The 13,222-nt window shown below is 67.0% G+C and carries 10 protein-coding genes and 1 other RNA gene; 5 read left to right on the top strand and 6 right to left on the bottom strand.

Annotation, left to right across the window (positions count from 1 at the left end):
- Positions 1–9: 9 nt before the first annotated feature.
- Positions 10–909 carry a DMT family transporter gene (locus ACZ2IA_RS14135; protein WP_470293229.1) on the bottom strand — a complete coding sequence of 300 codons (900 nt, stop codon included), beginning with the start codon at positions 907–909 and terminating at the stop codon, positions 10–12.
- A gap of 97 nt (positions 910–1,006) precedes the next feature.
- Between ACZ2IA_RS14135 and ACZ2IA_RS14130 the strand changes: the two genes are divergently transcribed.
- Both ACZ2IA_RS14130 and ACZ2IA_RS14125 read left to right on the top strand, forming a co-directional pair.
- Complete coding sequence (locus ACZ2IA_RS14130; protein WP_470293228.1) at positions 1,007–1,888, top strand: LysR family transcriptional regulator; 882 nt, start codon at positions 1,007–1,009, stop codon at positions 1,886–1,888.
- Positions 1,889–1,917: 29 nt separating this feature from the next.
- A non-coding RNA gene (locus tag ACZ2IA_RS14125) (sX9 sRNA) lies at positions 1,918–1,992 on the top strand.
- 16 nt (positions 1,993–2,008) lie between these two features.
- On the opposite strand, the gene ACZ2IA_RS14120 is transcribed toward ACZ2IA_RS14125, so the two are convergent.
- Entirely contained in the window at positions 2,009–3,100 is a 1,092-nt protein-coding gene (locus tag ACZ2IA_RS14120) for an aminotransferase class I/II-fold pyridoxal phosphate-dependent enzyme (protein ID WP_470293227.1), read from the bottom strand.
- Between the two features lie 178 nt (positions 3,101–3,278).
- Positions 3,279–4,169, bottom strand: a complete 891-nt coding sequence (locus ACZ2IA_RS14115; RefSeq protein WP_470293226.1) for a LysR family transcriptional regulator ArgP — start codon at positions 4,167–4,169, stop codon at positions 3,279–3,281.
- Positions 4,170–4,265: 96 nt separating this feature from the next.
- Here ACZ2IA_RS14115 and ACZ2IA_RS14110 point away from each other — a divergent pair, with 96 nt between their 5' ends.
- Complete coding sequence (locus tag ACZ2IA_RS14110; RefSeq protein ID WP_470293225.1) at positions 4,266–4,871, top strand: LysE/ArgO family amino acid transporter; 606 nt, start codon at positions 4,266–4,268, stop codon at positions 4,869–4,871.
- Positions 4,872–4,939: 68 nt separating this feature from the next.
- On the opposite strand, the gene ACZ2IA_RS14105 is transcribed toward ACZ2IA_RS14110, so the two are convergent.
- From ACZ2IA_RS14105 to ACZ2IA_RS14095, 3 genes are all read right to left on the bottom strand, one after another.
- Complete coding sequence (locus ACZ2IA_RS14105) at positions 4,940–5,893, bottom strand: PDR/VanB family oxidoreductase (protein WP_470293224.1); 954 nt, start codon at positions 5,891–5,893, stop codon at positions 4,940–4,942.
- A gap of 62 nt (positions 5,894–5,955) precedes the next feature.
- A complete protein-coding gene (locus ACZ2IA_RS14100) occupies positions 5,956–7,593 on the bottom strand; it encodes a trimethylamine N-oxide permease (RefSeq protein WP_470293223.1) in 1,638 nt (545 codons plus the stop codon).
- Positions 7,594–8,718: 1,125 nt separating this feature from the next.
- A complete protein-coding gene (locus ACZ2IA_RS14095) occupies positions 8,719–10,125 on the bottom strand; it encodes a PAS domain S-box protein (RefSeq protein ID WP_470293222.1) in 1,407 nt (468 codons plus the stop codon).
- 245 nt (positions 10,126–10,370) lie between these two features.
- Here ACZ2IA_RS14095 and ACZ2IA_RS14090 point away from each other — a divergent pair, with 245 nt between their 5' ends.
- Positions 10,371–11,492, top strand: a complete 1,122-nt coding sequence (locus ACZ2IA_RS14090; protein ID WP_470293221.1) for an aromatic ring-hydroxylating oxygenase subunit alpha — start codon at positions 10,371–10,373, stop codon at positions 11,490–11,492.
- Between the two features lie 30 nt (positions 11,493–11,522).
- The gene (locus ACZ2IA_RS14085) at positions 11,523–12,992 is read left to right on the top strand and encodes an aldehyde dehydrogenase family protein (protein ID WP_470293220.1); all 1,470 of its coding nucleotides are present in this window, start codon (positions 11,523–11,525) and stop codon (positions 12,990–12,992) included.
- Positions 12,993–13,222 lie beyond the last annotated feature (230 nt).

Raw genomic sequence — 13,222 nt, 5'->3', positions numbered from 1 at the left:
GGGGAGGGTTCAGGCGCGTACGGGCGCGAGCGCGGCCTTAAGCGGGCGGGACGCCAGCAGTGCGCCGAGCGACACGCTGACCATGCCGGCGGCCAGCCAGGTAGTGAGCGGCTCGCCGAGTAACGGCACGGCGGCGAGGCCGGCGAGCACCGGCACCAGCGCGATCAGCGCGCTGACCCGTGAGGGGCCGAGCGCCTCGACCGCCTTCAGGAACAGCACCATCGCCAGGATGGTCGGGCCGATGCCCTGGTAGAGCGCCTGGATCGCGATCGTCGTCAGCGGCGCGGCGGCGAGCGCCTTCGGCAGCGCGACCAGGTACACCGGCAGGTAGAGGATGGCCGAACCGAGCGCGATGAAGCGGGTCAGCAGCCACGGCGAAAAGCCCCAGCGCTTGGCGAGCACGCTGAACAGCGCCCAGACCAGCGACGCGGCCAGCAGCAGCGCGTCGCCGCCGAGCTGGCCGGTCGGCGCCGGGTCGTGCATCAGCGGCACCGCGGTCAGCGCTACGCCGGTGCCGATCAAGAGGTAGCCGGCGACCCGTCCGGCGCCGGGGCGTTCGCCGGCCAGCCACCAGGCGATCACCGCGATCAGGAACGGCTGGATGCCGGGCAGCAGGATCGCGCCGTGCGCGGCCGGCGCGTGCTTGAAGCCGGCGTAGACCAGCACGCCGTAGCCGACGCCGCCGAGCACCGCCAACAGCCATAGCCGCGCGTCGCGCAGGCTGGCCTTCGGCAGCGGGCCGAACATCAGCAGCAGCAACAGCGACGCGGTGGAGAGACGCAGCGCCAGGATGTCGTACGAGGTCAGCACGCTCTTGCCGCCGAGGCGCGAGATCACGATGAAGCCGGTCCAGATGACCAGCGTGCCGAAGGCGGCGAGGTAGCCGGCGCGTTGCGAGGTGGGGGACATGCTCGTCTTCCGGGTGAAGGTTGCCCTCTAGGCTAGGCCGGATTTATGTTCTTGAAAAATGAATTATCCTGATAGTTACGATCCCCAGGAGAGAACGATGGACCTTGACGACCTGAGCATCTTCCAGGCGGTGCTGCGCGAAGGCGGCATCACCCGCGCTGCCAACCGGCTCAACCGGGTGCAGTCCAACGTCACCACCCGGATCCGCCAGCTGGAGGACGACCTCGGCGTGGCGCTGTTCCTTCGCGAGGGCAAGAAGCTGATCCCGTCTGCCGCCGGCCGGGTGCTCGACGGTTACGCCCGGCGCCTGCTCGACCTGGCCGACGAGGCGCGCGCCGCGGTCGCCGACAACGTGCCGCGCGGCCGGCTGCGCTTCGGGTCGATGGAGAGCACCGCGGCGGCGCGGCTGGCGCCGGTGCTGGCGGCGTTCCACGAACGCTATCCGGAGGTGCAGCTGGAATTGCGCACCGGCGGCACCGGCAGCCTGGTCGGGCGGGTGCTGGACGGCGAGCTCGACGCGGCGCTGGTGTGCGGGCCGGTGCTAGACCCACGGCTCTTGAGCCTGCCGCTGTTCGACGAGGAACTGGTGGTGGTCGCCGCGCTCGGCCACCCGACTATCAACAGCGCCGCCGACGTGCGCACCCGCAGCCTGCTCGCGTTCGAGCCCGGCTGCGCCTATAGGCAGCGGCTGGAGAGCTGGCTCGCCGGCGCCGGGGTGACGGCGGAGCGGATCGTCGAGCTGTCGTCGTACCACACGATGGTCGGCTGCGCGGCGAGCGGCATGGGGATCGCACTGGTGCCCAAAAGCCTGCTCGAGAGCCTGCCGGCGCGCGGCGCGGTGTCGGTGCACCCGCTGCCGGCCGAGATCGCCCACGCCAGCACCGTGCTGGTGCGGCGCGCCGGCGTGGCGGCGCCGGCGGTGGACGCGTTGGCGACGCTGCTGCAGGAACCCGCCCTCAACGCTACTGCGCAGGCGTGATCTCGGGTTGGGCGGTGCTCGGAATCCTCATGTACTCCAGTACATTCCGGTTCCTGCGCTCCGTCCGCCCCTCGCTGACGCCCGCTCGCTACGCGTTGAGAACAGGTTCTGAGGACTGAATCAGCCGGCCAGCGCGGCCAGCACCGCCGGGTCTAGCGCCTGCGGGTGGGCGGTGACGCGCAGCAGCGCCCTCAGCGCTGGGTGCGGCGGGCGGTGCACCGCGACCCCGTCGGCGAGCAGGCCGCGCTGAATCCGTTCGGCCAACGCCGCGTCCGTATAGTGCAGCGCGACGAAGTTGGTGTGGCTCGGCAAGGGGTTCTGCCCGCGCGCGCGCAGCGCGGCGGCCAGCCGCTCGCGCAGCGCCAGCGTCTCGTCGACCAGGTCGCGGGCGTAGTCCGGCGTGTCGAACAGCGCCTGCGCGGCCGCCTGTGCCAGCCCCGACAGCGCGTACTGCGGGCGGATCTGGTCGGCCTTGGCGACGATCTCGGCCGACGCGATCGCGTAGCCGACCCGCAGCCCGGCCAGCGCGTACGCCTTCGACAGCGTGCGCAGCCGCACCGTGTTCGGCAGCACGCCGTGCGGAGGCGCGTCGGCCGGGTCGGTGCAGAAGTCGACGTAGGCCTCGTCGAGCAGCAGCACCGTGTCGGTCGGCAGCGCGGCGCGCAGCGTGGCGATCTCGGTGGCGCGGTAGTAGTGGCCGCTCGGGTTGTCCGGGTTGGCGAGGTAGACCAGCGGCGCGCCGAGCGCGTGCGCGCGGGCGGCCAAGGCGCCTAGGTCGGGCGCCAGCAGGCCCTCGCCGGCGAGGTACGGCACCTCGTCGACCTTCAGGCCGCAGCCCTCGGCGAAGTAGCGGAAGGTCGGGTAGGTGCCGGCGCTGGCGACGACGGTGTCGCCGACGTTGCCGATCAGGCGCAGCGTCAGCAGGATCAGGCTGTCGGCGCCGGTGTCGAACAGCACCTCGGCCGGCTTCACGCGGTTGAGCAGGGCCGCCCGCTCGCGCAGCGCGTGCGCGTACGGGTCGGGGTAGAGCCGTGCGAGCTCGGTGGCGGTGGCGCCGAGCAGCTGCAAGAGCGCCGGCGCCGGCTGCGGGATGCTCTCGTTCGAGCCGATCCGCGCGGTGATCGGGCGGCCGAGCGCGGTCTCCAGGTTCACGATGCCGGGGAAGGGGTTGACGATTGGGTGGTGGTCGAGGTGGCGGGCGAAGCGGGTCATGGTCGGCTCCTGGTCGTTCGCCCCATTCTAGAGCGGGTGGTGGGTCGTATTACAGCGGTATTGCCGCTCGGGCCCGGCGCGTGTTGCGCCGAAGTCCTTCTTCCCAAGCATAGGCCCGTCACAGCTCGTTCTGCAGCACCTTGTCGCCTGTGTGGGCCGCTCAGCCGCTCGTCGCCTGTTACTGCGGCAGCCGCCGCTGCGCTTCGGCCAACAGCGTGGCCGAGAAGCGCTCCAGCCGCGGTGTCTGCAGCGCCCAGCTGTGCCAGTACAGCGTCACCTCGGGCGGGTCGTCGGGCAAGAGGTCGACCAGCAAGCCTTCGGCCAGCCGCTCGGTCACCTGCAGCTCCGGGCAGATGCCGTAGCCGAGGCCGCGCTCGACCGCTTTGAGCAGGCTCTGCACCGACGGCACGATCAGCACCGGAAACTCGGTGATGCCGATCCCGAAGCGCGTCTCGAGGGTGCCCAGGTGCAGCGTGTCGCGGCGGTTGAAGATGATGCCCGGCGCACGCTGCAGCGTGGCGCGGTCGACCCCGGAAGCGAAGTGGCGGGCGGCGAACTCGGGGGTGGCGATGCAGCGGTAGCGCATCAGGCCGAGCCGCTGGCTCAGGCAGCCGGTGGCGGGTGTCGCGGTGCTGCTGACGCAGCCGATCACGTCGCCGTTCTTCAGCAGCGCGTGCGTGTGCGCCTCGTCCTCGACGGTGATCTGCAACAGCAGCCGCTCGCGCGCGACAACGTCGCTCACCGCATCGAGAAACCAGGTGCTGAGCGAGTCGTTGTTGAGGCCGACCGGCAGCACGACGTAGTCCTCGTCGGCGTCGCCCTGCAGCTCGCCGAGCAGCTCCTGTTCGAGCAGCCCCACCTGGCGCACATGGCGCAGCAGCCGCTGGCCGGCGGCGGTGGCGCGCGCCGGCGTGCCGCGGACCACTAGCATCTGGCCGAGGCGTTCCTCGAGCAGGCGGATCCGTTGCGACACCGCCGACTGGGTGATGCACAGCAAGCGGGCAGCCTTGTCGAATGTGCCTTCCTGGACCACCGCCTCGAGCGCGGCGAGCAGCTTGTAGTCGAACATGATTTTTTCTAATGGTTCGTAAATTTAATTAGCTTTTCTTCATTGTAGCGGCGGCCCACCATGAGCGAGGGAAAACGTTGATGAGGGAGAGTTGAGATGACCCTAGTGCCGCTGGTGGAGGGATTCGGTATCGGCGCCAGCCTGATCGTGGCGATCGGCGCGCAGAACGCCTTCGTGCTGAAGAGCGGGCTGCACGGCCGGCATAGGCTGCCGATCGCGCTATGCTGCGCGCTGTCCGATGTGCTGCTGATCGCGCTCGGCGTCGCCGGCGTTGGCGCGCTGATCGCCGCCAGCCCGACGCTGCTGCAGCTGGTGCGCTGGGCCGGCGTGGCGTTTCTGCTCTGCTACGGCGTATCGGCGCTGCGGCGCGCCTGGCGGGGCGAGTCGATGCAACTCGCCGGCGACGACGACCGCGGCGTGGCGGTGGCGCTGCTGACCACCTTGGCGGTGACCTGGCTCAACCCGCACGTCTATCTGGATACGGTGGTGCTGCTCGGCGGGCTGGCCGCGCGCTACCCGGGCGAGGGACGCTACCTGTTCGGCGCCGGAGCGATCGTCGCGTCGTTCGTGTGGTTCTTCGCGCTCGCCTACGGCGCGCGGCTGTTGGCGCCGCTGTTCGTGCGGCCGCTGGCGTGGCGGGTGCTCGACGTCGGCGTCGCGGCGATCCTGCTGGCGCTGGCGTGCGGGCTGGTGCGCGGCTAGCGGCAGCTTGGGAAACCACAACGCCCCGGCATGCCGGGGCGTTTCACGTGGAACCTCACGGAGGGGGCTTAGAGGTCGAGCACCAGCCGGCCGCCTCTGGCGCGCGACACGCACAGCATCATGGTCTTCTGCGCGGTCTTTTCCGCGTCGGACAGGTAGCTGTCGCGATGGTCGGCCTCGCCGTCGATGATGGCCGTCTCGCACGAGCCGCAGATGCCCTCGCGGCACATGCAGTCCACCGTCACACCGGCTTTTTCGATCGTGCGCAGCAGCGTTTCCCCGGCGGCGACCTGCAGCGTCAGCCGGCTCTTGGCGAGCGTCACCTCGAACGCGCCGCCGGTGGCGTCGACCTCGTTGCGGAATTGTTCGTAGTGGATGCGCTCGTCGTTCCAGCCGGCCTGGCGTGCGGTCGCGATCACCGCGTCGTTGAGCGAGGCCGGCCCGCAGACGTAGACGTGGGTGTGCTCCGGCTGGGCCTCGAAGAGCGCGGCGAGGTCGAGCCGGCCGCCGTCGTCGCTCTCGTAGAGGCTCAGCTGCGCGTCGTTCAGCCACAGCGGCAGGCTGTCGAGGTAGGCGGCACTCTTGCGGTTGCGGAAACAGTAATGCAGCTCGAAGTCGGCGTGCCGCTGCTTGAGCGTCTGGATGTGGGTCATGAACGGCGTGATGCCGATGCCGCCGGCGATCAACAGGTGCTTGCCGGCCGCGTCGGCCAGGCCGAACAGATTGCCTGGCGGGCCGATCTCGAGTTGGTCGCCCTCGGCGACGTTCTCGTGCAGGAAGCGCGAGCCGCCGCGCGATGCGTCTTCGAGGCGCACGCTGATCCGGTAGCAGCTGGTGTCGTCGAGGCTGCCGGTCAGCGAGTAGGCGTTGCTGATCCGGCCGTGGTCCATGTGCACCACGATATGGCTGCCGCTGTCGAAGGCGGGCAGCGGCGCGCCGCACATGGGCTGCAGGGTGAAGCGTTTGATGCCGGTGGCCAGCTGTTCGATGCCGGCGACCCGGACTCTGAGCGTGTCGTTCATCTTGGAATCCTTGGAAGAGGTACGGCGCCGGGAAGGCGTTGTCCCGCCTGCCCGGCAGCGGCTCAGTTGATGACCGTCAGCTTGGCGGCGATCCACACCACCGCGACGCCGGCGGCGAGCGCGAGGTAGGGCAGCAGCCCGGCGCGCGCGTGCGGCAGTTCCATGTCGCGGCGCATCGACTCGGGGAAGCGGCCCTTGTCCTGCACGTAGTGGCGGTAGACGAACACCGGCACGATCAGGAAGGTGGCGATCAGGCCGTTGCGCAGCGTGTTCTCGCCCTGGAAGTTGGCGCCGGCGCCGACGAAGGCGAGGTCGAAGAAACCGCAGAACGCGCCGAGCGCCAACAGCCAGTTCTTGCACTTGTACGGGCGCGGCCAGTCGGCGCGGTCGAGGCGGTGGATCCAGCCCGACTGCAGGTTGAGGAACACGAAGATCATGTAGCAGACGTTCGAGATCGACAGGATCGCCATGTAGTTCGACATCAACAGCAGGAACAGGTTGAAGACTAGGTCGGTCCACATCGCGCGGGTCGGCGCGCCGTGTTCGTTGACGTGCGACAGGTAGCGCGGCAGCCAGCCGTCGAGCGACGCCTGGTACAGCGTGCGCGACGAGCCCATCATCGACGTCATCACGATCAACAGGATCGACAGCACCAGCATCACCACGATCACGTTGAACACCACCGCGCCACCGCCGACGAACTTGGCCATCGCCGCGCCGACGCCGGAGCCGTCGACGATGCTCGGCGCGAGCATGCCGGACAGGCCCAGTTCGCCCTGGAACGCGATCGGCACCGCGATGAACATGAACAGGCACAACAGGCCGGACGAGAAGATCGCCTTGAAGGTGTCCTTCTGCGGATTCTTGAACTCGCGGGTGTAGCACACCGCGGTCTCGAAGCCGAAGGTCGACCAACAGGCGAGGAACACCGCGCCCATCGCGGTGCTGATGCCGGCGGCGTTCCAGCTGCCCATCACCGACGCGCCGCTCGTGTCGTGCGTCAGTGGCAACAAGGGCAGGAAGTGGGTCGACGGCATGTCGCCGGTGATCAGCGGCACCAGCGCGATGACGAGTAGCGGCGTCAGCGAGGCGATGCCGAGGATGCGCTGCGTCTTCGCGGCCGCCGCGGCGCCGCTGTGCTGCAGCTTGAACGTCATCAGCAGGAACAGCGTCGCGAGGATGAAGGTCGAGTTGACGCGCAAGGTCAGGCCCTTGCTGATGAAGCCCATGTCGAGCAGCGTCAGCTGCCAGGTGTTGATCACCGAATTGGCCGGGAACAGGCAGCTGAGCATGTAGCCGGCGGCCAGGCTGGTGCCGAGCGCCAGCATCGGCGACCAGGCGATCCAGTTGCACCACACCGACACCGGCGCGACGAACTTGCTGTAACGCACCCAGCCGAGCGCGCCGTACACCGAAGCACCGCCCGATTTGTGCGGGTAGAGGCCGGAAATCTCCGCGTAGGTGAAGCACTGCGCGAAGCCGACCAGGATCGCGACGATCCAGATGATCCAGGCCGGTTGGCCGATGGTGGCGGACACGCCGCCGATGGTGAACAGGACACCGGCGGGCACGCCGCTGGTGACCCAGAACGCGTCTTTCCAGCTGAGGGTACGCTGCAGGTCGTGGCTGTGCGCCGGGGCCTGCGTCTGGGCGTGCGGGGCTAGCGCGCCGACTGGTAGCACATCTTCTTGCGAACTCACGATATCTCTCCTTCGTTTTCCCAGGACGCCGTTTGTCGGGAGCCAGGCTCCGTCACGGTCTGCCGTCTTCAGGTCTAGTGATTGCCCGATTGTCGGACGGCCGGGTGGTGAGTCGCTTCGATTCTGGTCGCTCGTTTCATCGTTGTCTCCTTTGTCGTGATGTATGGCTGCCGCTCTGTGGCTGGCTGTTGCCTTGCTGGCCGTCGCTTGCGGCAGCGGTGCGGTGGACCCGCTTGGTGTTTCCGAATGGTGAAATTAACTAAAAGTAAATTAATTTACCAAAGGTTACGATGGCGAGTATAGGAACGGCGTTTGGGAAAAAACAATAAAAGATTTATATCGATCGCCGAGAGGCGTTAGCTTCGTAGACGGGAGGTGGGGCCTGAAGGTTGGCCAAAGCCGGGGCGCGGCAGGTTCTTCAGGAATTGAGGGAATTCGGGGATGTATGCCGTAGGACGCGCTGGTGCGAACGGTAGCTTTGTCGGTCTCGCCCGACTGGCGAGGTACTTTGCTTCGCCAAAGAAAGCACCCAAAGAAAAGGCGACCCCGCGACGCCGGCCCGCTGCGCGGGCTGCCCTGCGGGCGTCACGGCCAACGGGCGGCTGCGCAACTCGCGCCGGCTAAAGCCGGCGCTCGGACAGTGCTCGCCGACTTCCCCCGTTGGCCGCGCCGTCCTCGGCGGCGTCGAAGGTGAATGGGTGATTGTAGGCGACAGACACGACATTGTTCGGTTTGAAAATCTGCGGGTAATTTGGCTCCTCAACTGGCCGCTGGTTTTTTTACCAGTCCGAATCCACATCCGCTGCAATCATCCTGCCCATCCCCCTTTGCGCTGCCGAGCGATCGTCAAGCGGCCAGGTTTTAAGCCGCCGCTTGTTCGAGCACCGCGACGGTAGCGCGGTGCGAGTTCGGCGGCGCCTGGCCGCTTGGCAGGCGCGAGGGAAGCCGTAGGCCAGTGCAGTGGGGTCGCCTTTCTTTGCTTTCTTTCTTTGGCGAAGCAAAGAAAGGAAGTCGCCAGTCGGGCGAGACCGACAAAGCCACGGTCCAAACTCGCGTTCCCACGATTCCGTGAAGAACAAAAAAGCCGCCCTAACGGGCGGCTCGGTTTATGTGGCGTAACGTCGCTCAGCCGGCGCGGGCGCCGAGCTCCTCGACGATGGTGATCAGGTGCGCCGGCTGGCCGCTGACCGGGTGGCGGCTCAGCGAGGTGGTGACCTTGGTCCACACCGTGTCGCCGCCGCGGCGGACGAAGCGCTTTTCCAGCGTGTAGGTGTCGATCCGGCCGGCCAGCAGGTTGTCGAGCAGCGCCAGGTTCTGGTCCAGGTCATCGGCGACGGTGAGTTCCTGGAAGGTGTGTTCGGCCAACGTGGCGTCGTCGTAGCCGAGGATGTCGCACAGTTTCTTGTTGGCGCGCAGCCAATGGCCATCGAGGCTGACGTGGGCGATGCCGACCGCAGCCTGCTCGAAGATCGCGCGAAAGCGCTCTTCGCTTTCGCGGAACGCCAGTTCGGCCAGCTTCTGGCCGGTGACGTCCTGCGACGCGCCGATCATCGTCAGGGCGCGACCGTTCTCGTCGAAGCTCACCTCGCCCTCCTCGCGGATCTCCCGCCGGCTGCCGTCGGGCAGCGAGATCGCGTACTCGACCCGGTACGGCTGCCTGTCGACGATTGCGGTGCGGATCGCCTCCTGGATGCGCACGCGATCTTCCTCGACGATAGACTGCAGGTAGCGGTCCATCGTCACCTTGAACGCCTGCGGGGCCCAGCCGAATATCCGGTATGCCTCGTCGGTCCACGAGCAGTCGTCGGTCTGGATGTTCCAGTACCAGCCTCCCAGGTGGGCGATCTCCTGGGCTTTGGCGAGCAGGGCCTCGTTCTGGCGCAGTGCCGCCTCGGCGCGCCGCCGCTCGGTGATATCGAGGCTGACGCCGATCATCTTCACCGGCCGCTGCTCGAGATCGCGCACCAGCGTCGCGCGCGACGAGATCCAGCGGGTGTCGTCAGCGACGACGATGCGGAATTCCCACTCGTGCATCTCCTGCGCGGCCAGGCTCCTCTGCAGCACCTCCTTCAGGTGTACGACGTCGTCCGGGGGCACGCACGCCCAGAAGTCGTCCATCGAGCGGATGTGGCGGCCGAACAGCGTCTCGTCGTTCGACGAATAGGTGAGCGCGTCGGTCAGCACGTTCCACTCCCAGGTGACAATGCCGGACACCTCCTGCGCGAATTTCATCCGCGCCTCGTTTTCCATGATCTCGGCCAGGTGCTTCTGGCGCAGTTCCTTGATGTGCGGGTCGCTGGCGCTGCTCGCTTCGAGGTCGGCGATCGCCTGCTCGCCGTAGCGCAGCCACAGCCAGTTGACGCCGATGAAGCGCGCGAGCGCCAAGAGCCGCTCGTATTCGATCTCGCCGCCGCGAGTCCACTTGTGCACCGCCGACGGCGACACCGACAGCGCCTCGGCCACCTGCTTCAACATGATCCGTTTGCCGTCGAGCACGCCCTTGAGGCGCGTGGCAAAAGTATCTTCGCTCATGGCACCGTCCTTTAACTGATGGTGAATCGTTGCTGCGCACCTTACACCAGCCGGGGCGGTCTGCGCGACCTTGCCGCGGTGCTCATCGGCCGCAAAATAGCCAATACAAATCGAATTTCAATTTCCGATATGTTTTTTGTAGTTGATTTACCGGTGGCGCTGTTACTAGACTCCAGTCAAATCACTAATGGTGATTTATTTTACCAATAGTAAATTATCCCGCAGAGGACTAAAGAGGAGACACTATGCAACACGCCCACACCGCCCCGGTCTGCGACATTGCCGGCCAACTCGCCTACACCCTGCCCGCGCACTACTACACCTCGGCCGAGGTGTTCGAACAGGAGAAGCAGACCATCTTCAGCAAGAGCTGGGTCTGCGTGATGCACAAGAGCCAGGTCGCCGAGCCGAACCAGTACGCGACCGCCAAGGTGGCCGGCGAGAACGTGCTCGTCGTGCGCGGCCGCGACGGCGTGTTGCGCGCGTTCTACAACGTCTGCCCGCACCGCGCGCACGAGCTGTTCGCCGAAGGTTCGGGCAAGGTCAAGAACGTGATCACCTGCCCGTACCACGCGTGGGCGTTCGGTCTGGACGGCAAGCTGATCCACGTGCGCAACGCCGAGAACGTGCCGGGCTTCTGCAAGGACAGTGCCGGCCTGACGCCGGTGCGGGTCGAGGAGTTCTGCGGTCTGGTGTTCGTCAATCTCGACATGGACGTCACGCCGCTCGCCGAACAGGCGAAGGGGCTGAACGACGAGATCCGTTCGCGCTGCCCGGACGTCGACAGCTTGGTGCCGGCGCATAGGCTGACCTACGAGATGAAGGCGAACTGGAAGGTCGTCGTCGACAACTACCTCGAGTGCCTGCACTGCCAGACCGCGCACCCCGCTCTCGTCGAGTCGATCAAGATGGAAACGTACAAACACGAGGTGCGCGGCATCTATACCAGCCAGGTCGGCCAGACCCGTTCGGACAGCGACGCGTTCAACTACGGCGACGAGGCCGCGCACACCGAGTTCGCCGCGTTCTGGCTGTGGCCGAACGTGACGATCAACGTGCTGCCGGGCTACGGCAACTACGGCGTGTTCTACATGTTCCCGGCCGACGCCGACACCACCATCCAGCACTTCGAATTCTATTTCCGCGATAGCACCCCGACGGCCGAGCAGCAGCAACTGATCGAGTACTACAAGAACGTACTGAAGCCCGAGGACCTGTCGATCGTCGAATCGGTGCAGCGCGGCCTGAAATCGCGCGGCTACCGCAACGGCCAGGGCCCGCTGCTCGTCACCGACGACAAGACCTCGGCGATCGGCGAACACGGCGTCCAACACTTCCAGCAAATGGTGCTCAACGCGCTCGCCTAAGCCTTATCCACAGACATCAGGAATAACGACATGATCCACTCCCAGCTCTATATCGACGGCCAGTGGCAGGCCCCGCTCGCCGGCGGCACGCGCGCGATTCTCAGCCCGACCGACGAGACCGTGATCGCCCAGGCCGCCGAGGGCACGCGCGACGACGCGCGCCGCGCGATCGCCGCCGCACGCAACGCGTTCGACCACGGCCCGTGGCGCAACAGCACGATCCGCGAGCGCGCGAAGCTGCTGAACAAGATCGCCGAGTTGATCGACCGCGACGCCGAGAACCTCGCCAGGCTCGAGTCACTGAACACCGGCAAGACGATCACCGAGAGCCGCACCGACATGGGCGACATCGCGGCGACCTTCCGCTACTTCGCCGGCCTGGTCGCGTCCGAGTCGGGCGCGGTCAACGAGGCGCCGCAGCATGTGATCAGCCGCACCTTGCGCGAGCCGGTCGGCGTGTGCGGGCTGATCACGCCGTGGAACTACCCGCTGTTGCAGGCGGCGTGGAAGATCGCGCCGGCGCTCGGCGCAGGCAACACGGTGATCATCAAGCCGAGCAACCTGACGCCTCTGACCACGCACCGCTTCACCGAGCTGTTGGCCGAGCTCGACCTGCCGGAGGGCGTGTTCAACCTGGTGACCGGCGGCGCCGAGGTCGGCGCCGAGCTGGCCGAGAGCCATGACGTGGATCTGGTGTCGTTCACCGGCGGCGCGTACGCCGGCGAGAGCATCATGAAGGCGGCGATCGGCAACTTCAAACGCATCGGCCTGGAGCTCGGCGGCAAGAACCCGAACATCGTGTTCGCCGACGCCGATCTCGACACCGCGGTCGACTACGCGCTGAACGCCGCGTTTTTCCACGCCGGCCAGGTGTGCTCGGCCGGCTCGCGGCTGATGGTCGAGGACGCGATCTACGATGAATTCGTCGAGAGGTTGGCCGAACGCCTGCCGCGCATCGTGATCGGCAACGGCTTCCACGACGAGACGCAGATGGGCCCGGTGCAATCGGCGCAGCAGCACGAGAAGATTCTCGGCCTGGTCGAGCTGGGTCTCACCGAAGGCGCGCGGCTGGTGCACGGCGGCAAGCGCCCTGCCGGCGAGATCTATCGGAAGGGCTTCTGGCTCGAGCCGACCCTGCTCGCCGACGTGACAGCCGAGATGAAGATCGCCAAGGAAGAAATCTTCGGCCCGGTGATCACCGCCGAGCGCTTCACCAGCGAAGCCGAAGTGCTGCGCCTGGCGAACGACACGCCGTACGGTCTGGCCGCCGCGGTGTGGACGAAGGATCTCGACAAGGCGAACCGGATGTCGCGCGCGCTGCGCTTCGGCACGGTGTGGATCAACGACTACCACCCCTACTTCCCGGAAGCGCCGTGGGGCGGCTACAAGGCGAGCGGCATCGGCCGCGAGCTGGCGCGCATCGGGCTCGACGAATACACCGAGCTCAAGCACAGCTACATCAACCTGGCACCGAAGGCGATGGGCTGGTTCGGCGCGTAGGCGTCGTCCACATCTGCCGTCGTCGCGCCGGCTGTACTGTGTGCGCTGGCGCGCCCCGGCAGAACCGCTGCGCCGGGCTCGGTGAACGACACCGGGTTCGGCCAACGTTTCCCTCATCGAAGAGGAGATTGCGATGAGCGCAATCAAGGAATACGACTACATCATCGTCGGCGCCGGCTCGGCCGGCTGCGTGCTGGCCGCACGGCTGACCGAGGACGCCGACGTGTCGG

Source organism: Crenobacter sp. CS_VA4, assembly GCF_055597485.1.
The sequence above is the reverse complement of the archived record's forward strand: the minus strand, read 5'-3'. Positions and strand labels throughout refer to the sequence as shown.